At 63.9% G+C, this 25681-nt stretch carries 23 protein-coding genes; 12 read left to right on the plus strand and 11 right to left on the minus strand.

Going from position 1 to position 25681, the window contains the following annotated elements; all coding sequences use genetic code 11:
• The first annotated feature begins 323 nt into the window (after window positions 1-323).
• A complete protein-coding gene (locus NIBR502771_RS20375) occupies window positions 324-698 on the plus strand; it encodes a thiamine pyrophosphate-dependent enzyme (RefSeq protein WP_246839755.1) in 375 nt (124 codons plus the stop codon).
• 268 nt (window positions 699-966) lie between these two features.
• Here the strand turns inward: NIBR502771_RS20375 and NIBR502771_RS20380 are convergent, their stop codons facing one another.
• From NIBR502771_RS20380 to NIBR502771_RS20400, 5 genes are all read right to left on the minus strand, one after another.
• A complete protein-coding gene (locus NIBR502771_RS20380) occupies window positions 967-1416 on the minus strand; it encodes a hypothetical protein (RefSeq protein WP_168225767.1) in 450 nt (149 codons plus the stop codon).
• Window positions 1417-1510: 94 nt separating this feature from the next.
• Window positions 1511-3022: an RNA-directed DNA polymerase gene (locus NIBR502771_RS20385; protein WP_141161309.1), complete on the minus strand. Its 1512-nt coding sequence runs from the start codon at window positions 3020-3022 to the stop codon at window positions 1511-1513.
• 240 nt (window positions 3023-3262) lie between these two features.
• Window positions 3263-4048 (minus strand): carbon-nitrogen hydrolase family protein, encoded by a 786-nt coding sequence (locus tag NIBR502771_RS20390; RefSeq protein ID WP_246839756.1) that lies wholly within the window; start codon window positions 4046-4048, stop codon window positions 3263-3265.
• Between the two features lie 41 nt (window positions 4049-4089).
• Window positions 4090-5439, minus strand: a complete 1350-nt coding sequence (locus tag NIBR502771_RS20395; RefSeq protein WP_141161311.1) for an APC family permease — start codon at window positions 5437-5439, stop codon at window positions 4090-4092.
• Window positions 5440-5448: 9 nt separating this feature from the next.
• Entirely contained in the window at window positions 5449-6327 is an 879-nt protein-coding gene (locus tag NIBR502771_RS20400; RefSeq protein WP_141161312.1) for a carbon-nitrogen hydrolase family protein, read from the minus strand.
• Between the two features lie 94 nt (window positions 6328-6421).
• On the opposite strand from NIBR502771_RS20400, the gene NIBR502771_RS20405 reads away from it, so the two are divergent.
• Window positions 6422-7189 carry a FadR/GntR family transcriptional regulator gene (locus NIBR502771_RS20405; protein ID WP_141161313.1) on the plus strand — a complete coding sequence of 256 codons (768 nt, stop codon included), beginning with the start codon at window positions 6422-6424 and terminating at the stop codon, window positions 7187-7189.
• 64 nt (window positions 7190-7253) lie between these two features.
• Here the strand turns inward: NIBR502771_RS20405 and NIBR502771_RS20410 are convergent, their stop codons facing one another.
• The 3 genes from NIBR502771_RS20410 to hisC form a co-directional block, all read right to left on the minus strand.
• The gene (locus tag NIBR502771_RS20410) at window positions 7254-9041 is read right to left on the minus strand and encodes a serine/threonine-protein kinase (protein WP_141161314.1); all 1788 of its coding nucleotides are present in this window, start codon (window positions 9039-9041) and stop codon (window positions 7254-7256) included.
• A 1027-nt stretch (window positions 9042-10068) separates the two neighbouring features.
• Complete coding sequence (locus NIBR502771_RS20415) at window positions 10069-11481, minus strand: amino acid permease (RefSeq protein WP_141161315.1); 1413 nt, start codon at window positions 11479-11481, stop codon at window positions 10069-10071.
• Window positions 11482-11522: 41 nt separating this feature from the next.
• Entirely contained in the window at window positions 11523-12614 is a 1092-nt protein-coding gene (gene hisC / locus NIBR502771_RS20420; protein WP_141161316.1) for a histidinol-phosphate transaminase, read from the minus strand.
• Window positions 12615-12706: 92 nt separating this feature from the next.
• Between hisC and NIBR502771_RS20425 the strand changes: the two genes are divergently transcribed.
• Window positions 12707-13222: an Lrp/AsnC family transcriptional regulator gene (locus NIBR502771_RS20425; RefSeq protein ID WP_141161317.1), complete on the plus strand. Its 516-nt coding sequence runs from the start codon at window positions 12707-12709 to the stop codon at window positions 13220-13222.
• 148 nt (window positions 13223-13370) lie between these two features.
• On the opposite strand, the gene NIBR502771_RS20430 is transcribed toward NIBR502771_RS20425, so the two are convergent.
• Window positions 13371-14303: an HNH endonuclease gene (locus tag NIBR502771_RS20430; RefSeq protein WP_168225768.1), complete on the minus strand. Its 933-nt coding sequence runs from the start codon at window positions 14301-14303 to the stop codon at window positions 13371-13373.
• A gap of 284 nt (window positions 14304-14587) precedes the next feature.
• Between NIBR502771_RS20430 and NIBR502771_RS20435 the strand changes: the two genes are divergently transcribed.
• From NIBR502771_RS20435 to NIBR502771_RS20450, 4 genes are all read left to right on the plus strand, one after another.
• Window positions 14588-16246, plus strand: coding sequence for a thiamine pyrophosphate-binding protein (locus tag NIBR502771_RS20435; protein ID WP_141161319.1), 1659 nt, complete (start codon window positions 14588-14590; stop codon window positions 16244-16246).
• Window positions 16247-16310: 64 nt separating this feature from the next.
• Window positions 16311-16784, plus strand: coding sequence for a hypothetical protein (locus tag NIBR502771_RS20440; RefSeq protein ID WP_246839757.1), 474 nt, complete (start codon window positions 16311-16313; stop codon window positions 16782-16784).
• Between the two features lie 84 nt (window positions 16785-16868).
• Complete coding sequence (locus NIBR502771_RS20445) at window positions 16869-17624, plus strand: hypothetical protein (protein WP_141161320.1); 756 nt, start codon at window positions 16869-16871, stop codon at window positions 17622-17624.
• Between the two features lie 56 nt (window positions 17625-17680).
• On the plus strand, window positions 17681-19222 hold the full coding sequence (locus NIBR502771_RS20450) for an HD domain-containing phosphohydrolase (protein WP_141161660.1): 1542 nt from the start codon (window positions 17681-17683) through the stop codon (window positions 19220-19222).
• A 62-nt stretch (window positions 19223-19284) separates the two neighbouring features.
• Here NIBR502771_RS20450 and NIBR502771_RS20455 read toward each other — a convergent pair whose 3' ends face one another.
• Complete coding sequence (locus NIBR502771_RS20455; protein WP_141161661.1) at window positions 19285-20358, minus strand: class I SAM-dependent methyltransferase; 1074 nt, start codon at window positions 20356-20358, stop codon at window positions 19285-19287.
• A 356-nt stretch (window positions 20359-20714) separates the two neighbouring features.
• Here NIBR502771_RS20455 and NIBR502771_RS20460 point away from each other — a divergent pair, with 356 nt between their 5' ends.
• The 5 genes from NIBR502771_RS20460 (at window position 20715) to NIBR502771_RS20815 (ending at window position 24428) form a co-directional block, all read left to right on the plus strand.
• Window positions 20715-21131 (plus strand): SRPBCC family protein, encoded by a 417-nt coding sequence (locus NIBR502771_RS20460; RefSeq protein ID WP_141161321.1) that lies wholly within the window; start codon window positions 20715-20717, stop codon window positions 21129-21131.
• The gene (locus tag NIBR502771_RS20465; protein ID WP_141161322.1) at window positions 21131-21562 is read left to right on the plus strand and encodes a MarR family winged helix-turn-helix transcriptional regulator; all 432 of its coding nucleotides are present in this window, start codon (window positions 21131-21133) and stop codon (window positions 21560-21562) included. The genes NIBR502771_RS20460 and NIBR502771_RS20465 overlap by 1 nt, the downstream gene beginning before the upstream one ends.
• A gap of 256 nt (window positions 21563-21818) precedes the next feature.
• A complete protein-coding gene (locus tag NIBR502771_RS20470; protein ID WP_141161323.1) occupies window positions 21819-23105 on the plus strand; it encodes a hypothetical protein in 1287 nt (428 codons plus the stop codon).
• Window positions 23106-23225: 120 nt separating this feature from the next.
• Window positions 23226-24155 carry an NADP-dependent oxidoreductase gene (locus NIBR502771_RS20475; RefSeq protein WP_141161324.1) on the plus strand — a complete coding sequence of 310 codons (930 nt, stop codon included), beginning with the start codon at window positions 23226-23228 and terminating at the stop codon, window positions 24153-24155.
• Between the two features lie 117 nt (window positions 24156-24272).
• Window positions 24273-24428 (plus strand): hypothetical protein, encoded by a 156-nt coding sequence (locus NIBR502771_RS20815; protein ID WP_168225769.1) that lies wholly within the window; start codon window positions 24273-24275, stop codon window positions 24426-24428.
• 56 nt (window positions 24429-24484) lie between these two features.
• Here NIBR502771_RS20815 and NIBR502771_RS20480 read toward each other — a convergent pair whose 3' ends face one another.
• On the minus strand, window positions 24485-25126 hold the full coding sequence (locus tag NIBR502771_RS20480; protein WP_210411427.1) for a DNA alkylation repair protein: 642 nt from the start codon (window positions 25124-25126) through the stop codon (window positions 24485-24487).
• Between the last annotated feature and the right edge of the window lie 555 nt (window positions 25127-25681).

A 25681-nucleotide genomic window follows, 5' to 3' on the forward strand; every position in this document is an offset into this window, starting at 1 on the left:
TCAAGCAGCCCGGGCACCGGCTGTATGTACTCAGAATTCATGGCCAAATTTGCCGGGTTGCTTCGCAGCCTTGCTGGTGCTCGCCGCCTCACCAGAGTGCAGGCCCTGAAGGCACCAAGCTGATGACCGACATCGAGGTGGCCACGTCCGGGAAGAGCGATCAGCCCAATGACGCCGGTTCTTTCCAGCTTCGTCTCGAGGTTGTGTAACTTCTCGTTGAGCCGGCAGAAAACCGCCTAGGTCAGGACCGAGACGCCTTCCAGTCGATCGGGCTTGGCCTGGCCGTCGGGGCCGCCCGTGCGCTGGAGGACGGCCGCACCCTGGTGCCGGCCTCTGGCGACGGCGGTTTCCTGATGGGCCTGTCCGAATCGCTGATCGGCGCGGCCCGCAGCGCGATTGTGGTGATCTACAACGACGCCGCGTACGGGGCCGAGATCCACCAGTGCGGCTCCCAAGGCCTGACCGAGAAGCCGATGTTGACTCCCGGGGTGGACTTCAGCGGGGTCGCAAGGGCTGTGGGCGCTGAGTCGGCTGTTATCCGGTCGCTGTCTGACCTGTCGGCGCTGCAGAACTGGATCGACGCCGGCGCTCGTGGGACGTGCGTGGCCGACTGCCGGATGACGTCCTCCGTCCGGGCGCCGTGGCTGAGCGAGTGGATAAACGCGAATCGGGCCAGGAAGGCGGCGGTGAAGGGGTGAGAGGCGATCAATCAACAGCCACAGAAGATGCCTCGGTCATGTTCAGCCGGAAATGTCAGCCTGCTAACCAGAAGTTGCTTTTCTTGGTTGATTTGGGACCATCAACACGTTTCCCGGGAACTTTGCGTCACGTATTCTGATGCGGCTACTTTGCCGCGACCCGCAAGAACCGGCTTTCGCCCGACGTCTCAACTCTTATCAGTTTCAGAAGCAGCTAGAAAGATTGGCGCAGTCGCATTGCCACTACATGTCTTCGCTCTCCCCACCATCATTCAACGAAGGCAGGACGCACCGCAGACACTGCTTTATCCAAAGAAGTCGCATATCGTATGGCGATCTCCGCACTGAGGACACCCGCTTCATCGTTCAGTCGCACTAATCGACCTTGGATATCCGAGCGCAAGAGCTTGGCCATTCTCTTTCGCATAGTTATCAGCGAGGCAGGGTCTTTTGCTTGCCTGCTAGTCAGTCCGCCATCACCATGGACAATGGCATTTCGAACTTCGATGACCAACTCCATGTCTTGCCATTCGGGCATACTTGCCGCTTGAATACCAAATCCATTTTTTAGAAGTCGATTCCTCGCGGGCCAAGACTGATGAAATGAATCGCCATACTCCTGGAGCAGATTCTTTCCCAATTGAGTGGAACCTACACCGGATTCTCGTATTAGCAGATCGATAAAGCGATCGGCTAGCACCTCAACTCCGGAGGACACCGCTACGATTTGTCCACTTACGTCGTTCTTCCATCGGGAACTAACACGGTTCAGTGACCTAATGGTGTCTTCTGTTAGCACATGTGCAGAAGAACTAATCAACATATGTAGAGCCCCAGCTATAGGCGGCGCTGCACAATTTTGAGTCTCCCTTGATGGCCTTTCCGACCTTGCTCTCAGTACTACCATCCAGGGATCCGACACAAGCGGCAACACCAACTCTAGTGACGTCAGACGCTTGCACGTAGATCTCAGCCAACTCCTCCATTGAAATAGACCTGCGTCTTGACAGGAACCAAGCTGCTTCTGCCCTAACCGTCTCATGCCTGTCTTGCAATAGCTGCTTGGCCCAATCTAGAATCTGCTTTTCATCTTGAGAGGTGCCTGCAGATAATTGACCCGCCAGACCAACCATCCACAATTTCGCCCATGGGCTTTGCCGCGGCAGTTGGGTCAATCGCCGCAGCACAGCCCAGTTTTGTTCCATCTCTGACCGTCGGCGTAAGTAGGAGATTACTTCATAGAGTCTGATTGGCTCGCGCTCGGTGATCTTAACGAGCCAGTCGTCGTCTAGCCGGTTTCTTGCCGACTGGAGACGCTTCAGAGTACCTGGGCCGAAATGAGCGTGGACACCGCGCATGGACTTTTCCCCGCGGCTCCAGTCTTCAATGACTTTGCTCAGAGCTACGAAGTCAACCTCGCCCTCGTCCGGCTCCGCCACGTCGTTATCGTCATCGTCATCGTCAAAGAACGGCTCGTCGTCATAACCCATCCTCTCGGTTTCTACAGCCCAGAGCTCATCCTCAGCTTGGCCTCGAAAATCGCCGAATGCGCGGTTGATTTCGTCAATCTCTTCCTTAACTTCCCGCTTTGAAGACAGCTTAGTCTTTCCATCCGCCAGCACTAGGCCAATCTCTCTAGCCATATCGACCGCATACTCTATCGCATCATGTGCTGCGCTCTGGTCAGCGGCTATAAGCCGAAAGTCATCGACGTACCGGTGGACAGAAAATCCCTTGCGAACAAGCTGTCGCTCTAACTTTTGAATGTAAGCATCGGAAATGCGGTGACTTGGTTGCATTGCTTGTGGGATGCCAATTTTGCGGGGGAACATGTCATGCAAAAGATCATTGAGTGCAGATACTGCGGAAGAGTTCATAGTCTGCATCAGCAACTCTTCCGCCAATATCCTGTGGTCAACATATTCGTAAAATGCGGCTATATCGAAGTCAACGATGTACGCTGCCGGATCCACAGAATCGTCTGTGCCAAACTTGCGGTGTTCATCAATGTCGATGTCTCGTGAAGAAGCAGGAAGGTGCGGTTCAAGGTCCTGCACTAAGGCTTCGTAGAGCACCCTCGCCTCAGGTGGGAGGATGGTTACCGGCCTTGGCCCATGCCCCCTCTTAGGCATTGTGATCGTTTCCACGATTGGCGAGTAATGAGACTTGACCAGCGCACCCGTGTGCCGGGCGAGCTCTTCAGTGGCGTTACTGAGGCAACGTTGCGAAATGAGCAGAGGCATTAACGAACCTGGCGGATTGATTGACCTCTTTGCCGCTTCTTTAAGCGGCAGCTTGTCGGCTAACTGGCCCTGCAATTTCACGCTCGAAGCCTTTCCTGCTGATTGGTTCTCGCGCCAAGCCTAGCCGCTTGACGTCGGTAAGCGTCGAGGGGGAACGGAACAATCTACTGCAGCTGCCGCCTTGTTGCCTAGTGGAAGGTAAAGAACCTAAGTGAGGGAGACAGCACGCCCTCCCGCGCGCTCCAAGGAGCTCGTAAACTCGCCCGAGCTGTTGAGGCAGCAGGACCCGAACGATTTGATCGACTCGCCGCGGTGCGCCAACTACAGCCGCCGCTGCCGGAACATCGGGAACGACTCCCGCACCCGGTCCACGGTCTCCAGCGAAACCTCCACCGCCAGAACGCCCGGCTCCAGCCCAAGGTCCGCTTCCACAACCCCCATCGGATCCACCAGCACGCTCCGTCCCACCGACACCGGGGGCGCCTGGCACACCCCCGCCACGTACACGCTGTTCTCGATCGCCCGTGCCGCGTTCAGCGCCAGCCACTGCTCCGTCTTGTGCTCGCCTGGCACCCAGGACGAGCAGACGAGCAGAACCTGCGCACCGGCGTCCCCCAGTCCCCTTGCTAGCTCGGGGAAGCGCAGGTCGTAGCAGGTCATCAGCCCGAACCGCACTCCCCCGTGCTCGAACACCACCGGCGCGGTAGACGGGCCCGCCTTGATGAACGTGGACTCCCCGAAGCCCTGCGCGTCGAAAAGGTGGATCTTCCGGTAGAAAGCCAGCCGGCCGCCGTCGGGCCCGAAAGCCACCAGCGTGTTGTACGCCCTGCCCGGGTCGTCCGAGGTTTCCACCACGCCCGCCACTACTGCGATGCGGTGACGGCGGGCAACGGCCGCGAGTTCCTGGCAGACGGGCCCGTCCAGCGGCTCGGCCACCGCCGGGAACGTCGCGTCCACCTTCCTTTTCTCGTAGGTGGCGTACTCCGGGAAGGCGACCAGCGCGGCGCCGTCGCCCACTGCCTCGGCGGCGAACCGGTCGATCGCGGCGAGGTTGGCCCGGATGTCGGCGCCCGACTCGAGCTGCCCCAGCGCTACCCTCACAACCATTCCTTCCCTCGGCACGCGGGCCAAGAACAAACTGGCAAATGTCAGGCGGCCGCCTCGACCGTCGCTTTCTCGGTGGCCGTCATCTCCGGCGGCGAGGCCTTGAAGCCGCGCGTGATCAGGGCCAGGACCAGCACGCCCAGCACCAGCCAGGACACCCCCAGCGTAATCGCGTTGCTGTCCAGCCGGGAGAGCAGGTAGGCGCAGATGATGGCGCCGACCACCGGGACCACCACGTAAGACACCGGGTTCAGCTGCTGCCCGGCCCGGCGCTGGTGCACATAGTGGAACACCACGGAAGCGTTAACCAGTGTGAAGGCGGTGAAGGCACCGAAGTTGATGAACGACGTCGAGGTGGCCACGTCCAGGAAGATCGCGATCAGGCCCACGATGCCGGTGATCGCGAGGTTCGCCACGGGGGTGTGGAACTTCTCGCTCAGCCGGCCAAAGACCGCCTTGGGCAGGACCGAGTCGCGGCCCATCGCGTACAGCAGGCGGGAGGCGCTGGCCTGCGCGGCGAGGCCGGAGGCGAACTGCGCCACCACCAGACCGGCCAGGAACACGGCGCCGAACAGCTGCCCGCCGATCTGCAAGGCGATGGAGCTGGCCGCGGACGCCGAGTCCTCGAACACGCCGCCTGGGTGGACCAGCTGGGTCACGTAGGACACCGCCACGAAGATGCCGCCGCCGATCAGGGCCACGAGCATGATGGCGCGCGGCACGGTCCGGCGCGGGTTGATGGTTTCCTCGGTGAGGGTGGTGACGGCGTCGAACCCCAGGAACGAGTACGCTGCGATGGCGGCGCCGGCGGAGATGGTGGTGAAGCTGGCGGTGTCGTTGAAGAACGGCTGCCCGCTGGTCAGTCCCCCGGCACCGTTGGCAGCCACCACGTTGCCCATGGCCAGCGCCACGAAGAACACGAGGACCAGCAGCTGGAACGCCATCAGCACGTAGTTGGCCTTGTCCGCCACCTTGATGCCCAGGATATTCAGCAGCGTGGTGATCACGATGAAGCCCACCACCCACACGCCGATGGGGATGCCGGGGAACTGGGCGGTCAGGTAGGAGCCGCCGATGAGCCAGATGACCATGGGCAGGAAGAGGTAGTCCAGCAGGACGGCCCAGCCCACCAGGAACCCGACGCGGGGATCGATCGAGCGGCGGACGTAAGTGTAGGCGGAGCCGGCCACGGGGTGGGCGACGGCCATCCGGCCGTAGCTGTGCGCGGTGAACAGCATGGCCACGAGCGCCACGAGATACGCAGCGGGGGCTGCGCCGCCGGTGGTTTCGGCGATGATGCCGAAGATCCCCAGGACGATGATCGGGGTCAGGTACGCCAGCCCGAACAGGACCAGGGAGGGCAGCTTCAGCGTGCGGGTGAGGGTGGTTGTCACGGTGTTTCCTTAAGGCTTGTAGGACGGCGGTGTCCAGGTGGCCGGGTTGATCCGGCCTTGGTAGACGGAAAGTTCGACGGCGGGCTCCCCCTCGCGGAACTGCGACCAGGGGCGGTTGAGGTTCTCCGTGCCGTGCGTGCGGACTCGCTCGACGGCGGCCAGGTCCAGTTCCGCGGTGAGCAGCTGGGGTTGATCGTCTTTTGCTTCGGTGAGCGTGTTGCCTTCCGGGTCCACGATGATGCTTTTGCCCTGGCCGGTGGGGCCGGCGCAGTTGACGCTGACCATAAAGACCTGGTTCACGATGGCGTTAGCCTTGGCCAGGATCAGTTCCTGCTTGCGGTCCGGGGTGGTGGTTTTGACGACGTTGAGGATCACTTCGGCGCCCATCCAGGCGAGCTGGCGGGACACCTCCGGGTACCAGGCGTCGTAGCAGATGTTCAGGCCCACCCTGCCGATGCCGGGCAGATCCACGGTGGTGAACCGGTCGCCGGGGTCGTAGGGCTCGAACGGGCGCCAGGGGAAGATCTTGCGGTAGTAGCCGGCAAGCTCGCCTTCCGGCGACAGGACCAGTTGGGTGTTGAACAGCTGGCCTTCCGGGCCGCGTTCGCAGACGCTGCCGGGGACCAGCCAGATGTTCAGGTCCTGCGCGAGTTGTTGCAGTTCTTTGACCCGCGGGCCGTCCAGGGGCTCGGCGCTTGCCTGGAGCATTTCGGTTCTTTGGAGGTCCGGGTTTTCGTCGCCGAAGAGGTGCAGCTCGGGGAAGACGACGAGCTTGCTGTGCGGCTGGGCTTCGAGGGCTGCTTGGACTTCGTCGGCGAAGGCCGAGACGGGTTCGCCGATAAGCCTGGGCCTTGCCTGGGCCGCGATGAGGGGAAGAATGCGTGGCATGGGTTTTCTCCGCGTTTGGGTGTGATCCGGGTTATATTAGATCAGAATGATCTAATAAAGGGAAGGGGGCGGCGTGGGCCGTAAAGTAGCGGATATGACCCGTCAGCTGGAGGACACCGCCGAGCCCCCGCCCCTCGGCGCCGGCAGGATGCCCGGCATGGAGCGCCGCAGTGCCATGGACGCCGTGCGGATGCGGATTGGGATGGCGATTTCGTTGGGGCTCTTGAAGCCGGGTGAGCGGCTGCCGGACCAGGAGGACGTTGCCCTGGGCCTTTCGGTCAGCCCGATCACGGCCCGCCGTGCGCTGGCGAGTTTGGCGGAGCAGGGCGTGGTGGTGCGCCGGCGCGGGCGGGCCGGGGGAACGTTTGTTGCTGATTCGCCGCCTACTGACGTTCTGGCGTCACTTTCCGCGTCACCGGCTGAGTCCCAGGCGGTGAACCGGCTGGTGGACCGGCGGCTGTTGTTCGAGTGCGCGGTGACGCACTACGCGGCAGTCAATGCCACGGCTTCGCAGCTGGATGAGCTTGAGCGGCTGACGCAGGAAATGGCGGAGTCGAGCGACTGGTCCTACTACCACCGAATGGACGAGCAGTTCCATCAGTTGGTGGGCACTGCGTCCTGCCTGGACTCCGCCGTCGAGGTTTATCACGAGACGCTCGCCGAACTCTACGACTACTTCATCCCCTACCCCATCGAGAAGCTGCACAAGTCCAACCAGGACCACATAGCTCTGGTGGCCGCCCTCCGCGCCGGCCGTGTTGAGGAGGCCGTGGAGGTGGCCCGGAAGCACGTGGACATCCTGCACAGGACGATGTTCATGGGGTTGGCGCAGGGTGCAGCCAAGGCCCCGGCGTCTGACTGAGGTCGAGTACACGGGGGTTTTTCGACTACAACGGAGTGTGTAGGTCCGGCACTCCTTGGGCATCCTATATTTGGCGGAGGCTTAAGACCTTGGCCAGTGTGTTGCGGATGTCGAAGGTGGGTTCCCAGATAAGTGCGACGAGGTCCTCATAATCATCTTCAGTTCGCAGCAGGTCAAGCACATCGCCCTCGAACACATCGTCCGGAGCGGCAACGGCTAGTGCCAGCTTGCAAAAACGCTCGTACTCATCACGTGATTGAAAGTGGATCGAGTAGCGCCCATCGCCTTGCTTCGCGTACGAGGCATCCCATTTGTTCTTGAATTCGTCAAGTATCGGGACAATGGTTTCTGCCTCATCAGACTGATTGTAGAGGTCGCCACCGAGGGTTTTCCGATAGGAGTTTTCCAGATCAGTTCCCTCCCAGTCGACGTTCACGTGGCGTTCGAACTCGATCCGTTGAAGGTTCTGCGGAGACATCTCGAAGAGGTTGGCCTTGAGATACCACCTCACGCTGTTCGCAATCCAGATGATAGGGGCGTCCACGAGATTGCTATGAAGTGATCCGTCGCCGGCATGCGGGGTGATCGAGAGCTCCCGACGGGCAGTTTCTATGATTTCTTTGCAGTGGTAGTCCTTACAGAACCGGAAGTAGTTAGCAGCCATTAGAGGCAGCCCGTCCCAAATGGAGTTACTCGCAAGCGGGTATTGACGCTGTATAGCTTCGAATTCACTTTGGAGCTGTGCCTTGAGCGGGGAGACCACTAAATCCAAGTTCGACTCACTCCAACCGCCCTGACTTTCCGTCTCAAACTTCGCCTTACAGATCGAGTACAGCTTTGAGTGGACGCAGCCGTTGTACAACTCATCACTCACCCGGTAGCTGATTTCGCAGTGATAGTTCAGGTTATAACGCGCGAGTTCCTCGTCGGTGGCTCGCTCGAAAATGTATTTGGCAGACAGGACATCCATGCCAGCCCGCTCAAGGATTCTGTTTGCCTCCGGGATGTTCCCGCTGTTTGGCGCGTCGCTCTGTCGGAGTTCCTCCACGATTTCTTCGATGCGGGAGCCGACCTGCTTGCGGATCAGGTTGAGAGAGTCTCGTGTGGCTTGGATCGTGATGCGTTGCGTTGGGTCCTGAAGCATCATCCTCTCGACGAGTAAGTCGAGGTTGGAGAGAAACGGGTATATATCCCCTACCCGCTGATGCCGAGCACCGCGAGAGATCTGCTTGGTGAAGACTTCCGTGATGATCAGGCCGAGCGCGAAAATGTCCGCAGGCTTCCCGACGCCTATGGCGTTATTCTTCACCATCTGCTCCGGTGCCAGATAGTTGCGATTGACTAGGAGGTCTCCTTTCTGGGTCAGAGTCGAGTCCTTGAAGTGTGCGATCCCGAAGTCCGCCAGGACAAGTCGGCGCTTCTCAATATCGACGAGGATGTTCTCGGGCTTGATATCCCGGTGCACAACTTCTTTACCATGAACATAGGCGAGACCATCACAAAGCTGAGACAGGTATTCGAGCAGTACCAGGTAATCCGGCTCCTCCGCAATAATATCGCGGAGGTTCTTCGAATACAGGTCCATTATGTAGTAGAAGTAGTTGTCGTCCTCGGACCTCGCATGGATTTTGACAACGTGATCGTGCCTCGCCTCTATGCCAAACTCGATCTCACGAAGGAATCGCTCATTACGGCTTGGCCGATCAGCATCCCTCTTGATTCGCTTGAGGGCGTAGGCCTTGTCATCCGACGAGGAGCGCACTTTAAATACGATGGCTGTCCCGCCTTCTCCGAGCACTGACTCGACCTTGTATGAGACACCTTCGATCTCCAGAATTTTCCGCTTCGCCATAATGATCAGACTACTGAAGTGGCAATTAGATCGCGGAACGACCCCGGCGGTCACGATGTGGCTGGGAACACTCACGGCCGGGTGGACTCGCTACCCTTGCCGCCCCACTGGATGCCGCGCTTGGCTGGCGCTTCTTTTTGGCCAAGCCTCCGGACGGAAGGGCTACTGGTCAAAGCACAACGCAGCATGATGGTCCAGCCACTAAGTACCAAGGCGACGTAGCTCGAGCTTCCACCTCCGCGCAGTGCGCTTACGTTTCATACTCAGCCGACCGCGGGTAGCAGGACCGAGCGGACGGTGATGGAGATATCTCACACCGCCCCGATGACGTCGTAATAACTTTTCGGCTGCGACCTTTGACGCGGGAACTGATGAATCACTAAAGCATCCTCCGCCCCGAGCCGACGAGCTGGTACCCCACTCGCGGCATGTGCATGCTAGTTGACGGACAACAGCACAGCAGGGCTCAGCAGGCAGGCACACTGCTCGAATGTAAGGGGTCCCGGCGTTCGAACCCGAGCGCCGGGACCTCCTCTAGACACAGCTTTAGTTGATTTTCGTATAGCCGTAAAGCGATACCCTACGTGGCACGCGGAGTGGACGTTCGATTGTGCGACCGGTCTTTCGGTCCTCGTAGACGTAGACAGTCTTGCCGTCCTAAGTTTCGATCTTTGCTAGCACATAACTCATTCTGACTTCTTTCAAATTAGGAAAATAACCCCGTCGGGGATCATATGATTTTTTATGTAGAGCCTGCAGTTCGTTTATCTCATGACTTTCTCCCTAGAGTTGGCTCATCAGCGGCACTTCTGCCACTCTTCTACAACGGAAACTTCCATACACTATGAAAGTTTCCCTAGACGCAGGAATCCCCCGGAGCAATAAGGCTCCAGGGGATTCGCAATACTCCTGACTTTATCAGCTTGTAAACAATTATCCTAATTAGATGCGTTATCAGTTGTCAGGAAAACAGGTAGTACCGGCTACCACTTGAAGCGGTCGTTCGGCACGTTACACAACGAGTGATTCAATCAATGAGCACCGACTGCTTTGCACCATCCGACGCTTCGGCAATGGCCCAGGCCTTGCGTTTCCGCTGGTTCAGCCAGCACCCCACCGCAATGAACGCCACAAGCCCAAAAGTGCTCAGCAACTGCGGTCGTGAATCCTCGCCGATGAAGCCCACCGTAAAGATCGCCACCAGGATGAGCAGGCCAAGGCCCGTGAGCCACGGGAATCCGGGCATCCGCAGCGGAAGCTCCGTCCCCTCGCGGTCGGCGCGGAGGCGCAGCGCCAGCTGGGCCAGGAGCGCGGACGTCCAGACCAGGAGGCAGGTGGACCCAACGATGTTGAGCAGGACCGGCAGGACCTTCTCGGGGAAAGCCAGCTCCAGAACCACAGTGACCACGCCGAAGGCAACGCTCGCCAGGACCGCAACCACCGGAACCCGGGCCTTGGACACGGAGGCAAGCAGGCGTGGAGCTTCGCCCCGCTCAGCCAGCGAGTACGCCATCCGGGAAGCACCGTAGAGGTTGGCGTTCAACGCGGACAGCAACGCCGCGACAGCTACAAGTGTGATCGCAGTTGCCGCGCCGGGCATGCCGGCGGCATCCAGCACCGCGGCAAACGGGCTCTTCAGCCCCGCCGAACCAACGGGAACAACAGCCGCGATCACAAAGATGGCACCGATGTAAAACACCAGGATGCGCCACAGCACGGTGCGGACTGCCTTCTTCACACTGCGGGCCGGTTCGGCCGTCTCGGCCGCCGCCACGGACACAATCTCGGTGCCGCCGAACGCGAACGCCACCACGAACAGCGCGGTCGCAATTCCGCCGAACCCGCTGGGCGCGAACCCGGCGCCGGTGAAGTTGGCCAGCCCCGGCGACTGCACTCCCGGCACCAATCCGAAGAGCAGCGCAAAGCCCACCAGCAGGAACCCGACGATCGCCGCCACTTTCAGCAGGGCGAACCAGAACTCGAATTCGCCGAAATTCTTCACGCTGGTCAGGTTCACGGCGGTGAGCACCACGATGAACACCAAGGCCATCAGCCACACCGGAAGGGCCGGGAAAATGGTGGCCAGCAGGCCTGCCGCACCAAGCGCCTCAGCGGCGATGACCACCACCAGCTGCAGCCACCAGAGCCATCCGACGGTGGCGCCGGCCACCGGCCCGTAAGCCTTGGCGGTGTAGACGGAGAAGGCACCGCTGTCCGGGTTGGCCGCGGCCATCTCGCCGAGCGCCCACATCACCAGGATGATGAGCGTGCCGGCCACGAGGTAGGAAATCAGCACCGCCGGGCCCGCCGCCTGAATGCCGGCGCCGGAGCCGATGAACAGGCCCGCGCCGATGGCGCTGCCGAGGCCCATCATGGTGAGCTGTCGGGGTTTGAGGGCCGCTCCGAGTGGGCGGGCAGACGTCGTTGTCTGGTGTTCCATGGGATTCCTCTTAGTTGTTGGTAACTGTTGGGGATAAAGCTTCAGGCCGCTTTGGCTTGGAGGAGCCGGAGCACGCGGTCGTTGGAGGCGGGGTCGGCAACGGTGATCCGCAGGCCATCCCCCGCGTACGCCCGGACCAAAATACCCGCGGCATTGAATGCGTCCACCAGACTCGCCAGCAGCTGGTCGTCGGCACGGATCCACAGGAAGTTGCCCTGGCTGGGCTGCAGCTTCCAGCCTTGGGCTGCCAGCTCCGCGGCCATCCGGGCGCGCTCCAGCTTGACCGCCGACACCCGTGCTGCCATCTCCTCCCCCGCGTCCAGCGACGCGACGGCCGCCTTCTGCGCCAGCGCGCTCACTGCGAACGGCAGGGCAGTGCGACGCAAACCTTCGGCGATTGCCGCCGTCGCAATGGCATACCCGACGCGCAGGCCGGCGAGCCCGTACGCCTTGGAGAAGGTGCGCAGGATGCAGACGTTCGGGTACCGGCGGTAGAGCACCAGGGAGTCGGGGCCCGTGTCGGCGTACTCAACGTAGGCCTCGTCAATCACCACCAGGACGCTGGAAGGCACGGACTGCAGGAAGGCCTCAAGACGCTCATGGCTGATCGGCACGCCGGTGGGGTTGTTGGGCGTGCACAACAGGATGACTTTGGTGCGGTCGGTGACGGCGGCGGCCATGGCCTCCAGGTCGTGGCCCTCGGCGTCGTCCAGCGGGACGCGGACCGCCCGGGCACCTGCCAGCTCCACCAGGATGGGGTAGGCCTCGAAGGAGCGCCACGCGAACACCACCTCATCCCCGGCGTCGCACAGTCCGGTGATGATCTGCTGCAGGACGCCCACGCTTCCGGGCCCCACCGCCACTTCCTCCGCGGTGACGCCCAGGTGCCGGGCGAGCCGTTCGCGGAGTTCGACGGCGGCCATGTCCGGGTAGCGGTTCATCCTGCCGGCCGCTTCGGTCACCGCAACCATGGCGGCGGGCAGCGGGTGATAGTGGCTTTCGTTGCTGGCGAGGGCGGCGATGTCCGCGCCGAGGCTGCGGCGCCCCGGGACGTAGGCGGGAAGTCCGGTGACGGCGGCGCGAAGGGTGGGCAGCGTGGTTACGGGCGGGGCCAGGAGTTGTTCAGGGCTCATGAAGACCGATCATGGAAGTGACCGGGACCACAATGCAAGGTACGCTTCCATGCTTGGGACTTCTGCTCAACTTCTAGTACTTGGGTGAAAATATGACCATCGCGAACTCTCGTACCCTCGATTCGCTCGACGGCAGGATCATCCTTGCCCTGGACAAGGACCCCGAAGCCAGTGCCCTGGCACTCTCCCGGACACTCGGCGTCGCACGCAACACCGTCCACGCCCGGCTGGCACGGCTGGAGCGCAGCGGCGCGCTCCGCTCATTCAGCCGCAGACTGGACCCCGCCGCGCTGGGCTACGAGCTGATGGCCTTCCTCTCGCTGTCCATCAGCCAGACGCGGACCGGCTCGGTGGAGAACGGGCTCGCCGCCATCCCGGAGGTCATCGAGGTGCACGCCACCACCGGGGACGCGGACCTCATGGCCAAGGTGGTGGCCCGCGGCACGGCCGACCTCTACCGCATCACCAACGAAATCCTGGAAATCGACGGGATCGAGCGGACCAGCACGGCCATCTCCATCCTGGAACTCATGCCGCCACGGTACGACGGCCTCATCAGTCGGCTGTCGAAGCAGGAAGCGCGTCCTTCGGTCCAAGCGTGTAAGTGAGCTGGGGGTGAGTTACCTAGACCACCGCTGGCACACGACCGCGGAGCGGACCCTAGTCGCGCATCGTCTACTTTGGGCGCATCCGCAACTGTTGGGTAAAGGCACCCCAGGCACGAGTGGCCATAGTCGAGACATGTCCACCGAACTTTTAGAGGGCCTGCGCTGGACTCGATTGAAGGCGTCGCCGAAGGTATTCCGGGTGTGGTGCGTGTCGCTCTGGCGTCGTTAAGCGCCGACCATCAAATGGCTTCAATGCGCCCCCTAACACCGCGTCACCAACAATCTTCGTCCAGTCAATTCGAACAACGTAATCCGTTCCGATCTGAAGAAATCCCGCGTCGAACGCGCGATCTACGAGGGTGGATAAGCAGATCCCGTTTCTTGGATCGAGCCTGACGTCTGGCGCTTCACTCCACGGCACGATATGCGATGCAACGAGAAACTCACGGGTCGAAATGCCAGTGATAGCGCATTGGCCGTTGTAATTGCTCTTAACCGTATCGGCGAATGCACGTTGCGCACTGCCACGTGTCTTGGCGTTGGCGGTCTGATCGGGCACGGCATAATCGTCTCGCGCTATCTGACCTTTGAATTGCGCGACTTGGTCCGGATCGAAATCGGCCGCTTCGGCAACAGCGTCATCGCCGACAATCATTCGTCCTTGCTCGACCGACTCGATGTAGTCGAGCAGCTCAACTGTGGCACGCTGTCGACTTTGCACAAACCCGCCACGCAATCCATATCTCTCCAGCACCGCCCCCTTCAGAAGAGCGCGCTGCTCATCACTAAAAACAGCCACCCTTTTGAGTCGCATCCACGTGCGACCGTTGATACGCTCGAGCAACCTTTGCTCATCTACCCAAAACTCCCTGTCGTCAATTTCCAGTTCCGGAAGGCCGACTGAAGTCACGTAGCACTTAACGCCGATCGCCGAGATCGGTCTTGTGATGTAGAGGTACACGACGTCGCCAGGAGCGATGTGCGCGTTGGGCGCCTCGCTCCAGTTCACTTCTTCAAGGGCTCGGAAGGCATCCAAGCTCCTGTAGGTGGCGTAATCAGAGGCAATGATCCAAACAGCCATTCTGCAGAATATGCTTCGCTGTTCGATTTTGGAAAGTCCCTCTGACGCTTTGGAAACCCGGGGCTGCCGATCCGGTTCCAGCATGGACACGGCTTCGACTGGCGTTGGCATCTGGTTCCGCCAGCCTAGAAACGTCCTCCGTCAGCCGTCGGCCCACTTCGGCACGGTGGTGCAGTGCACTCCACTAGTGCGCGTTTTGTCATTCCTCCGCTCTCCTATTGCCAAAAGTCCCAAGTGAAATCCCCTATCTTGCCGATCCGTGAGCTGGGCCACAGGATTCCTGCATGACTTCACTTTCCGTCTCGGGCCGCGTGGCGCAGGTTCTCAGCAGCTATGTCAGCGACGTCTTCGGCGTCATGGGCAACGGCAACGTCTACTTCCTGGACGCGGCCGAGAAGCAGGGCCTGCGCTTCACGCCCGTGCGGCATGAGGGTGCCGCCATCGCCGCGGCCGACGCCTACTACCGCGCCTCGGGACGGCTCGCCGCGGGCACCACCACCTACGGCCCCGGCTACACCAACGCTCTCACCGCCCTCGCCGAGACGGTCCAGGCGCAGATCCCGGTGGTGCTGGTCACCGGCGACGCCCCCACCACCGGCGCCCGGCCCTGGGACGTGGACCAGACGGCCATCGCCGCCGGCCTCGGTGCGGCCACCTTCACCGTCACCCGCGACGCCGCGGGCGCCGTCACCCGGCAGGCGGTGGAGTACGCACTCACCCGGCGCACCGCCGTCGTCCTTGCCATCCCCTACGACCTCGCCGCACTCGAGGCTGCGGACGAGGACCTTCCGGAAGCAGCGGCACCCAAGGTAACGGACGACGTCGACGGCGGCCTTGGGCGGGTTGCCCGCCTGCTCGCCGGTGCCAGGCGGCCGCTGATCCTGGCCGGCCGGGGTGCGCACCTCGCGGGTGCCGGGCCGGAGCTCCGCGAACTCGCCGACCGGCTCGGCGCACTGACCGCCGGAACCGCCCTGGCGCTCAACCTCCTCAACGGCGAGGGGTACCTGGGCGTGGCCGGCGGTTTCGGCACCGACACCGCGGCAGGGCTCATGGGCGAGGCCGATGTGGTCGTGGTGGCCGGGGCCAGCCTGAGCCCGTTCACCATGCGGTTCGGGCACCTGCTGGGCCCGGACAGCACCGTCATCCAGATCGACACCGCCCTGCAGCCGACCAACCCGCGGGTTGACCTGTTCGTCAGCGCGGACGCGAAGGCCGCTGCTTCGCGGCTGTTGTCTCTGTTGGACCGCGAGGCTGCTGTGGCTGATTGGCGGGCGGAAGCTTCCCGGCGACTGGCTGCGGGGCCGGGGCACCACCCCGGTTCGGCCGAAACTGTGGACGGCCGGCTGGACCCGCGCGCCCTCGCCACCGCCCTCGACGCCGTGCTGCCGGAGCGCCGCACGGTGGTCCAGGACGGCGGCCACTTCATCGGCTGGGCGCCCATGTACTGGAACATCCCGCGGCCGCAGGACCTGGTAATGGTGGGGACCGCCTACCAGACCATCGGGCTGGGCCTGGCCAGCGCCGTCGGGGCCGCCCGCGCGCTGGAGGACGGCCGCACCCTGGTGCTGGCCTCCGGCGACGGCGGATTCCTGATGGGCCTGTCCGATCTCGAATCGCTGATCGGTGCGGCCCGCAGCGCGATCGTGGTGATCTACAACGACGCCGCCTACGGGGCCGAGATCCACCAGTACGGCTCCCAGGGTTTGACCGAGAAGCCGATGCTGATTCCGGAAGTCGATTTCAGTGGCGTCGCGCGGGCTTTGGGGGCTGAGTCGGCGGGGATCCGCTCGCTGGATGACCTGTCCGCTTTGCAGCACTGGATCGACGCCGGCGCTCGCGGAACTTTTGTTGCGGACTGCCGGATCACGTCCACCGTCCGCGCGCCCTGGCTGGCCGAGTGGATGAACGCCACGCGGGCGGCGAAGTCGGCGGTGGCGGGGTAGAACCCGTCGGAAAGCCGCGCGGCGGGCACCCGTTTTTGTCAGTCATCCCGCATAGCACCATGTGGTGCTGTCCATTGTGGGCATCGATAAGGCCAACTCGGGACTGTACGCCGGGAAGCTGGTGCAGGAGGACGAAGTCAGGCACGGCGGCATTCCCTGGACCATCCTCCGGTCCACCCAGTTCCACGAGTTCGTGCCGATGTCCATCAAGGCCGCCTCCGTGGGCCCGCTGGCCTTCGTGCCCACGATGGTCACCCAGCCGGTGGCGGCAAAGGAGGTGGCCGCAGCCTTGGTGGATGCGGCCGAGGCCGGTCCGAAAGGGCGGCTCCCGGACCTCGGCGGCCCGCGAACCGAACACCTGAAAGGCCTGGTCGCGGCCTACCTGGCCAAGACGCAGCAGAAAAAACTGATCGTTCCGCTCCGGGTGCCGGGCCCCATGGGCAAGGCAATGCGCAACGGCGGGCTGATCCCGCCGCCGGGTTCCGCCGTCGGACGCCAGACGTTCCTGGAATGGCTGGAAGCCATCGACGCCGCGTAAAAGCCGATGCTAAATGGGGCAACTGCCCCATGCCCCTGCTGCGGCCCGGTCATAGTCTCGCCTCATAGAGAAAAGGAGGCGGCCATGACCATCTACCAGCCGCAGTCATCAGCAGAGGCAACAGCCAAACTTGCCGAACTTCCCGAGGACGCCGCCGAGCACTTCGCCGGCTACGCCGTCCTGGGGCTGCCTTTTGCCAGCGGCCACTACCTGGCGTTCCGGGATTTCCCGGTGAGCTCCGTTGGCCCCGGCTACCGCTCCGTGTGGCACCGCACACCCGGCGGCGAGTGGACCATCTACGCCAATACCGCGCCCGAGTTCAGCTGCGCCCGCTACTTCGGGGCGGCCGTCCACCATACGGTGGAGACCGACGTCGACATCCAGTGGAGCGGGCCCTTCACCGCCGTGATCACGGTCCCGGGAGTCCTCGACTGGGACCTGCAGCTGGACACCTCCGCGGCCACCACAATGCTGACCGCCATGGCCGTGCGGATGCCGGAAAGCCTGTGGCGGAACGAACTGGTGCTCCGGGCCATGGGGGCATTCGCCGGCCCGCTGCTCGGCGCGGGCAGGATGAAAGTCTCTGGTGTGGTGCCCAACGGCCAGACGTTCCAGGCCCAGCCGCGGCAGCTGTGGCTCGTGACGGATTCCCAAGCCACCATCCGCGGTGAAGGCGCCGGACGCCCCGGCCCACTGCCGGTCCAGGACCACCTGGCGGACTTCTGGCTTCCGCAACGTGGACTGTTCGGAGCGCAGGTAGGCGTCAGGTTCCCCTCCACCGCCCAACCCGCCGGACCAGGCCCCGTCCAGGCACGGACCGGGAAGAACCAGGCGGCATAACGGCCAAGGATGGTCCCTACTGCCCAAGCTGGCGGCTTCCTAGAATGGCAGGTGTGATGCAGTCACCGGCTGCGCCCCGCCGCAGCGAAGTTCTGGCCGCGCTGTCGCTTGCCATCGATCTGGAGCTGGGGCAGCCGATGGAACACATGCTGCGCGCGTCCCTGCTGGCGCTGCGGATCGCCGGGGCAGCGGGCGTGGACGCGGCCGGCCAGGGCAGGATCTACTACGCCAACCAGCTGGCCTGGATCGGCTGCCACGCGGATTCCTTTGAACTGGCCGCGCTGTTCACGGACGATATTGCCTTCCGCGCCGACTATTACCGTCGCGACCAGCACGGCCTGCCCATGTACGCCGGCATGTTCAGCCACGCCGGCGCCGGCCTCCCGCCGCTCCCCCGCCTCGCCCGTTGGACGCGTTTCGCCGCGACCGGCAGCGGAGCGGTACGCACCATGATTGCCTCGCACTGCGTCTCCGCCGGGGTGCTGGCCAGCAGTGTAGGGCTCGACGACGGCGTGGCAGGACTGCTCACCCACACCTTTGAGCGGTGGGACGGCAAGGGCCTCCCGGAGGGGGTCGCGGGGCCGGACATCCCGCTGGAAATGCGGATCATGCACCTGGCCGATACGGCCGAGGTTTTCCTGCGGAGGGAAGGCGTGGCCGGCGCGGTGGCCATGGTGCAGGCACGCCGAGGCAGCCAGTTCGATCCCGCACTGGCCGAACTGTTCATCGACCAGGCCGGGGCTCTCACCGAGGGACTCCTCGACGTCGACTGCTGGCAGGCCGCCCTTGACCTGGCTCCCACGGACGCTCCCCTGTCCGGCAGCCAGTTGGATACAGTGCTGCGCGCCATCGGCGACTTCGCGGACCTCAAGTCTCCCTACACGGCCGGACACTCCCGCGCGGTGGCGGCTCTGGCGGCCGCCGCGGGCGAGGAGCACGGGCTGCCGGCGGACGACGTCAGGGAGCTCCGCCGTGCGGGATGGGTGCACGACCTGGGCCGTTTGGGGGTGTCCAACCAGGTGTGGGACAAGAAGGAGCCCCTCTCAGCGCTGGAGCAGGAACGAATCCGCATGCATCCGTTTCTGGGAGAGCGGATCCTCAACCGCGTTCCCGGTCTGAAGGGCGAGGCGGCCCTCACCGGCTCACACCACGAGCGGCTGGACGGGTCCGGCTATCCACGCGGGATCGGCGGAAACGAGCTGGGGGTAAAGCAGCGGATCCTGGCGGCTGCGGACTCCTACCATGCCTCCGTGGAGCCACGCCCGCATCGGCCCGCGCTCCCGCCGGCTGATGCGGCGGCCCGTCTCCGGCAGGAAGTGTCGGCCGGGAGGCTCGCCGCTGGAGCGGTGGAGGCTGTGCTGGTGGCGGCCGGCCAGCAGCCCCGCCGCCCGCATGCGGCCGCCGGTGGCCTCACCCCGCGGGAAGTGGAAATCCTCGGCATGCTGTGCCGCGGCCTGACGCCGGCCCAGATCGCAGACGGCCTCTTCCTCTCCCGGAAGACCGTCCGCAACCACGTGGAGCACATTTACACCAAGATCGGTGCCACCAACCGGGTGGGGGCTACGTTGTTCGCGATCAGGAACGGCCTGACCGCGTAGCGGCCCGCGCCCAACTGGGGCAGGCCGCGCAGTGCCCGCCTCGTGGGGCACATCCCTTGGTGCTAGCGGGTGACAAGCCGCCACAATGACGTGACCTCGGCCGAGCGCGCCTCGAACAGAGGATCATCGCGGTCCGATGCCTTCGGATGCGTTGGCTTGGTGTCGAGCCGTTCCACCACCTTCAGCCCGGCCGCCGTGATGGCGGTCAGCAGATCCTCACGTGTCCGTAGGCCAAGGTGCTCAGCCAGGTCGGAGAGGACAAGCCAGGCCTCACCCCCCGGCTCCAGATGGTCGGAGAGTCCGTTCAGGAAGCGGAACAGCATCCGGCTCCCGGGGTCGTAGACGGCGTTGTCCAGGGTGGAGTGCGGCGTGGCCGGAATCCAGGGCGGGTTGCACACGATGAGGGGTGCCCGCCCGGGCGGGAACATGTCGGTCAGGACTACCTCGGCACGGTCCTGGACACCGAGGTTCCGGAAATTCTCAGCGGCGCAGGCGATGGCACGCGGTTCATTGTCCGTCGCCACCACGCGGTGGACGCCACGGCGCGCGAGGACGGCAGCGAGTACACCCGTGCCGGTTCCGACGTCGAACGCCAGCGTGTCAGAGGGCAGCGCAGCGGCGGCCACGAGATCCACATACTCACTGCGGGTGGGGAAGAACGTGCCATAGTGCGGGTGGATGCGGCCTTGCAGGGCATCGACGTAGACGCCATTTCGCCGCCACTCGTGGGCGCCAATGGCCCCGACAAGCTCATGCAGGGACACCACGGAAGACTCTACAATGTCTCCGTACGCTGCCGCGGCGGCTTCGCGGATGTCCGGTGCGCGGCGCAGTGGCACCACCGGGCCCGGATCAAGGGGAATCAACAGCAGGCCCAGGATGCGTGCCCGGTGCGAGGCGGCTTGCCGGTGCCGGTAGAACCTTTCAGCCGGGGTTCCTGCGGCCTTCTTTCCGGCGCCTATCCGGCGGTCCAGGGCGTTGAGGATCTGCCGCGCGTTGTGGAAGTCTCCGTGCCAGAGCATCGCGATCCCCTGTGATGCCTTGCGGTACGCCTCGTCGGCCGTGAGGGCGTCATCCACCACCTCCACCCGCCCGGGCGCAGGCCTGCCGTTGGCCGACCGCCACCGCGCGGCCATCCCGGTGCCGGCGTCCATCCAGGTCAGGTGCCCGGCCGCCGCGGCTGTGAGCGAAGGGGTGGGGTCAAAGGGCGGGACTTCCGCCGGAGCTGGGGTGCCAGTAGGGATGAAGTTCCATTCCAAGATGTTGGGTGCGATCGGATTCGGGCCGATTGCAGCGGGGGTTCGACGACGTCGAAGGGGACGCTGCCAGGAGTCCAGCCCGCCCGCCGGCAACAAAGGCGGGCTTGGTCGATGCGGCGCTGAAGCCCAGAACCTACTGTCAGGGTACAGGTAAACCTTCGGGTTCCCCTCTAGACAGAAGTTAGTCTGTGCACAGATAATCTTTGTGTAGATCATCTTCTGAGGAGGCCACCATGTGGGAATACGAGCACAGTATCGAAACCAACGCCACGCCAGAAGCCATCTGGCGGCTCTGGTCCGACGTCGAAAACTGGGGCGCCTGGAACAGCGAGATCGAGAAGATCGAGATCAACGGCCCCTTCGAGGCCGGAACCCAGATCCTGATGACGCCTCCGGGGGACGATCCGATCCCCCTGGTCATCACCGAGGCCGTCGAAAACGAACGCTTCGTGGACGAGGCCCGCTTCGGCGGCCTGCTCCTGCGCACCACCCACCGCATCGATGCAGCCGGCGAGGACCGGATCCGCGTGGTGTACCGGATGGAGATCAGCGGCGACGGCGCCGACGAGGCCGGCCCGCAGATTGGGCCCGGCATCACCGCGGACTGGCCGGAAACCATGGCCGCGCTGGTCACGATGGCAGGCGGCTGATGCCGCTCAACCCCGGCGAGAGCCCCGGATTCCTGCTCTGGCACGCCACGCTGCGCTGGCAGCGGGACATCGCGGCAGCACTCGCCCCGCTTGATCTCACCCACGTGCAGTTTGTGCTGCTCGCCTGCGCGTGGTGGCTCAACAACAAGGGTGAGCACCCCAACCAGCTGGCCCTCGCCCGGCAGGCGGGCACCGACGTCAAGATGGCCTCCCAAGTCCTGCGCGCCCTGGAAGCGAAGGGACTCATCGAACGGGAAGTCGACCCCACCGACACCCGGGCCAAACGGCTGCGCGTTACCAGCGCAGGAGCCGAGCTGGCTCCCCGGGCCATCGCCGCCGTCGAACTTGCCGACGCCAGGTTCTTCGAGCCCGTGCCCGTGGACGACGCCGTATCGCTGCTCCGCCGCCTGGCCCGGCCCGCGGGTGATTGACGGTGTATCCAGGGAGCACCGTCGTAGCTGAGCAGGTTCTCGTGGCTCGACGCCATCGACGCCGCGTAAAAGCCGGCGCTCCCAGTCCTGGTACGGGGTTTCCGGGCATCCACCGCCGCCTACCTAAAGCACTCCCCTTTTGGCTCCCCTTCCTGCCACCGCGGCCATCCGGGGCGTGGCCTGCGGACGTATGGTGATCCCGCCGGCAGGTGATGCAACGGCCCCGGCGTTACTGACATAACCCAAGGGGACTGTTATGCGCCTGCTCCGCCTCCTCATCGCCCTCCTCCTCGCGGCGTCCGTTGCGCTCGCGCTCCCGCTCCCCGCCCAGGCTGCCGACGTCGGAATCCCTGGCCCTTCTTTTGCGGCCGACGGCGTAAGAACGCCAACTGCTGACAAGGCCCAGAGCAAGCTCTGGTTCCAGGACGGGAGCTGGTGGGGGCTGCTGTGGAGCGAATCCGCCCATGCGACAACGATCCACCGGCTTGATGCCGCAACGCAGACGTGGCAAGGGACCGAGACAGTCGTCGACCCGCGTCAGACGGCGCGGGGAGACGCCCTGTGGGACGCAGTCGACGGCAAGCTCTATGTCGTGTCGAGCACGACGGTGCGCTCGGAGTGGAACTCGCCACCGTCCCAGCAGGCGGTGACGTCCGGGTCCGCGGAGCTGCACCGGTTCAGCTATGACGCGTTGGCCAAGACCTATTCGCAGGATGCTGGATTCCCCGTCACCCTGCACAGCGGGAGCACGGAATCGATCACGGTGGCCAAGGACTCCCTCGGCAAGCTGTGGGTCACCTACACCACTGTGTCCTCCGACAACAGCAACCGCGTCTACGTCAACCACTCAGCCACCAGCGACACGGCGTGGGGCACCCCATTCGTCCTGCCCACCGCCAACGCCCAGGTGCACTACGACGATATCTCCGCCGTCACGTCTTTCCAGGGCGACAAGATCGGCATCATGTGGAGCAACCAGCGGCCGGGACAAAAGAAGTTCTATTTTGCCGTCCATCAGGACGGGCAGCCGGAGAACTCGTGGCAAACAGAGGTGGCTTACGGCGGGGGAAAGAACTGCACCGGTGGCTGCGCCAACGATCATCTGAACCTTAGGCAACTGACCAGCGACGGCAACGGGCGCCTCTTCGCGGCGATCAAAACCGCCAACCGGAAGGTCGGCCAAACGTTGGTGGCACTGCTGGTGCGCGATGGTAAGGGCGACTGGACCAGCGCGGAGTTCGGCGAGGTGCAGGACCTCCACACCAGGCCGATGGTCATGATCGACGAGGAGCACCGCGAAATCTGGATGTTCGCAGTGGCGCCCGAAGAGGGCGGAACCATCTACTACAAGAAGTCGCCGATCGACAACGTTTCCTTCGCACCCGGGGCAGGCACCCCCATCATCAGCAGCGGCACCGACACAGACATCAACGACCCAACGTCAACCAAACAAAACGTCAACAGCCAGACGGGCCTGGTGGTGCTGGCGTCCTCGAGGCAAAACGCAAGATACTGGCACGCCTACGTAGATCTTGCGCAGTAGCCCGCCACCGCCTGGCCGCTTGGAGACGACGGCGACAGCCGCCGTCGCCCTGCCCGTGCGATACGCCACTCCCCAGCCCTATCCGGAATAGTGAAGTGCCGCCGCGCAGTTGTCCCAACCATGAAGGCAATCACTTACAGCGAATACGGAAACCCGGACGTCCTCGAATACGGCGACCAGCCGATGCCGAAGGTCGGGCCCGGAATGGTCCTGGTCAAGGTCAAGGCGGCAGCAGTTAATCCGGTGGACTGGAAGATCATGGCCGGCGGACTGGACGCGGTCATGGACCTGCAGTTCCCCGCCATCCCCGGCTGGGACGTCGCAGGCGTTGTGGAGTCCGTCGGTGTCGATGCAAGGCAGTTCCAGCCCGGCGATGAGGTTATCGCCTATGGCCGCAAGGACTACGTCCACGGCGGCAGCTTCGCCGAGTACATCGCACTGCCGGAGCGGGTTCTGGCCAGGAAGCCCGCCACGCTCGGATGGAACGAATCCGCCGGCCTGCCGCTGGCCGGGCTCACCGCTTACCAGGTGCTCAACCGGCTGGGCCTGACGGCCGGGGAAACTGTCCTGATCCACGGCGGCTCCGGCGGTGTGGGCTCCCTCGGCATCCAGATCGCAGTGGCCCTCGGCGCCAGCGTCATTGCCACCGCCTCGCAGAAGAACCACGAGTTCCTCCGCTCCCTCGGCGCCGAGCCGGTTGCCTACGGCGACGGTCTTTCGGACCGCGTGCGCGCGCTGCGTCCCGACGGTGTGGAGGTCGTCGCAGACTTCGTCGGCGGCAACCTTGATGCCACGCTGGCGGTGCTGGCCGACGGCGGCCGGCACGCCTCCATCGCGGACAGCGACGTGGAAGAGCACGGCGGCGAGTGGATGTGGGTCACCCCCGTAGGTTCGGATTTGCACGCTCTTGCTGACTTGGCGGACCAGGGCAAGCTTCGCGTGGAAGTTGCCGAGGTCTTCCCGCTGGACAAGGCCGCCGATGCCTTCCGGTCCAACATGGATGGCCACACCCGCGGCAAAATCGTGGTGGCCGTAAACCAGGATTCCTGATTCGATAACGGTTTGACGAAGGCTCCGCCCCGTGGGGACGGAGCCTTCGGCGTCGGAACAGCATTCGTGAGAGGCTGGGAAAAACTCACATTGGGGGAAATTGTGAATGTTGGATGGATGCTGCTTAACGCAGCTGTGCTGATCGTGCCTATCGCCTTGGGCGCCACGCTGCTGTACTGGATCATCCGGCTGGGCGTAAAGCACGGCATGCGCTCGTACTACGCGGACCGAAACCGGGAAACGGCCGTCGATATGCCCAGCGGCGTGGGATAGCCCGCACCCGCACCTGGCCAGAGGCGCCTGCGCACGCGCCGTCGTCGTAAAACCTGCTACTCCCCTTTCCGCCGCACCATCTCGCCGATCCATGCCGGGGCGAACGGCGACGTACACCCCGGGGGCGTCGGGTAATCCTTCAGCACTTCAAGCCGCTCACCGATCGCGGTGGCACGCTTCCGGTAGGCCGCGTGCTCGATCCCGATCTGCGCCAGGCACGTGTTCATTGCCCACTGCAGCCTGTCCGGGGCGTCCTTCATCTCCGCTTCGATGGTGTCCAGCAGGGCCGGAAGGTCCAGGCCCTCGGGTTTCCTGACCACGCGGTCCGAGGTCAATGCCCATCCGGCGGCAGCCACCACGGGATCCGTGTCAGCAAGCCACGCGGTGCGCAATTCCTCACCGTGCGGGCTCTTCTTGACCACATAGTTCACCAGCCAGTCCTGCAGCTTCGGGGCGCGGGCGTCCCGCAGCATCGCATCCAGCTCATCCCGCCGGAACGCCTTGGGGCGGCAAACCAGCAGCGCCAAAAGCCGGGCTGCCGTATCGCCGGTCTCCCACAACCGGACCGACAGGTCCTGCTGGGTTTTCAGCCGCTTCGCGAGCGCGCGCAGCTGGCTGAGGTTCACGCCGTGGTCATCCCCGCGCTTTTCGTTCGCCTCGCGCACCTTTACATCCTCGAGCTCAGCCAGCTGGGCCATCGCTTCGTCAACGGTCGTGTGCGCCGCAGTGTCCGCCACAACTTCCTCCCCTTGTTGCCTCTTGATTCAGGGTACGACGACGGCACCGCACCTTCACCGGATTGGGTCACCCAAGCTCCCACGCCTGGTCCGCCCCACCCCCGCGGGCCTTTCGCCGGCGCCGAAGCCCGAACCACGCACCGGCACCGGCGAGAAGCAGGGCGACACCGATGACGGGAAGGGCAGGGAACGGTTCACTGCCGGCAACAGGAGCGCCCGCCACCTCGACCGGTACAGCGGCCTGGATGGGCTCCGCTGGTGTCGCCGCCGGGCTCGCTGTTACGGATGTCGCAGCAGGGGTAGGCGGTTCCGGGGCAGGCCGGGTTTCCAGAGGCTCATTAGCGGCTTGGACGTTAGCCGAAGCCTCGGCAACCTCTGCCGCCTCTGCGACGGCCGGCGGTTGGTACCCCGTGGATTGCGGCGGGATGTAGCCCGGTGCGGGAACCCGCGGGGCCTGAACCGGAGTGGGCGCCTGGACAGCCGGTGCCGGCGCGGGTTGGGCAGGCACCGGGGCGG

The organism is Pseudarthrobacter sp. NIBRBAC000502771, from assembly GCF_006517215.1.
Classification (GTDB): domain Bacteria; phylum Actinomycetota; class Actinomycetes; order Actinomycetales; family Micrococcaceae; genus Arthrobacter; species Arthrobacter niigatensis.

Coding starts and splice junctions, on each gene's coding strand:
- NIBR502771_RS20390 (WP_246839756.1), bottom strand. CDS start 4,048: ATGGTTGTGAGGGTAGCGCTGGGGCAGCTCGAGTCGGGCGCCGACATC.
- NIBR502771_RS20400 (WP_141161312.1), bottom strand. CDS start 6,327: ATGCCACGCATTCTTCCCCTCATCGCGGCCCAGGCAAGGCCCAGGCTT.
- NIBR502771_RS20405 (WP_141161313.1), top strand. CDS start 6,422: ATGACCCGTCAGCTGGAGGACACCGCCGAGCCCCCGCCCCTCGGCGCC.
- NIBR502771_RS20410 (WP_141161314.1), bottom strand. CDS start 9,041: ATGGCGAAGCGGAAAATTCTGGAGATCGAAGGTGTCTCATACAAGGTC.
- NIBR502771_RS20415 (WP_141161315.1), bottom strand. CDS start 11,481: ATGGAACACCAGACAACGACGTCTGCCCGCCCACTCGGAGCGGCCCTC.
- hisC (WP_141161316.1), bottom strand. CDS start 12,614: ATGAGCCCTGAACAACTCCTGGCCCCGCCCGTAACCACGCTGCCCACC.
- NIBR502771_RS20425 (WP_141161317.1), top strand. CDS start 12,707: ATGACCATCGCGAACTCTCGTACCCTCGATTCGCTCGACGGCAGGATC.
- NIBR502771_RS20430 (WP_168225768.1), bottom strand. CDS start 14,303: ATGGCTGTTTGGATCATTGCCTCTGATTACGCCACCTACAGGAGCTTG.
- NIBR502771_RS20435 (WP_141161319.1), top strand. CDS start 14,588: ATGACTTCACTTTCCGTCTCGGGCCGCGTGGCGCAGGTTCTCAGCAGC.
- NIBR502771_RS20445 (WP_141161320.1), top strand. CDS start 16,869: ATGACCATCTACCAGCCGCAGTCATCAGCAGAGGCAACAGCCAAACTT.
- NIBR502771_RS20450 (WP_141161660.1), top strand. CDS start 17,681: ATGCAGTCACCGGCTGCGCCCCGCCGCAGCGAAGTTCTGGCCGCGCTG.
- NIBR502771_RS20455 (WP_141161661.1), bottom strand. CDS start 20,358: ATGGCCGCGCGGTGGCGGTCGGCCAACGGCAGGCCTGCGCCCGGGCGG.
- NIBR502771_RS20460 (WP_141161321.1), top strand. CDS start 20,715: ATGTGGGAATACGAGCACAGTATCGAAACCAACGCCACGCCAGAAGCC.
- NIBR502771_RS20465 (WP_141161322.1), top strand. CDS start 21,131: ATGCCGCTCAACCCCGGCGAGAGCCCCGGATTCCTGCTCTGGCACGCC.
- NIBR502771_RS20470 (WP_141161323.1), top strand. CDS start 21,819: ATGCGCCTGCTCCGCCTCCTCATCGCCCTCCTCCTCGCGGCGTCCGTT.
- NIBR502771_RS20475 (WP_141161324.1), top strand. CDS start 23,226: ATGAAGGCAATCACTTACAGCGAATACGGAAACCCGGACGTCCTCGAA.
- NIBR502771_RS20815 (WP_168225769.1), top strand. CDS start 24,273: ATGCTGCTTAACGCAGCTGTGCTGATCGTGCCTATCGCCTTGGGCGCC.
- NIBR502771_RS20480 (WP_210411427.1), bottom strand. CDS start 25,126: ATGGCCCAGCTGGCTGAGCTCGAGGATGTAAAGGTGCGCGAGGCGAAC.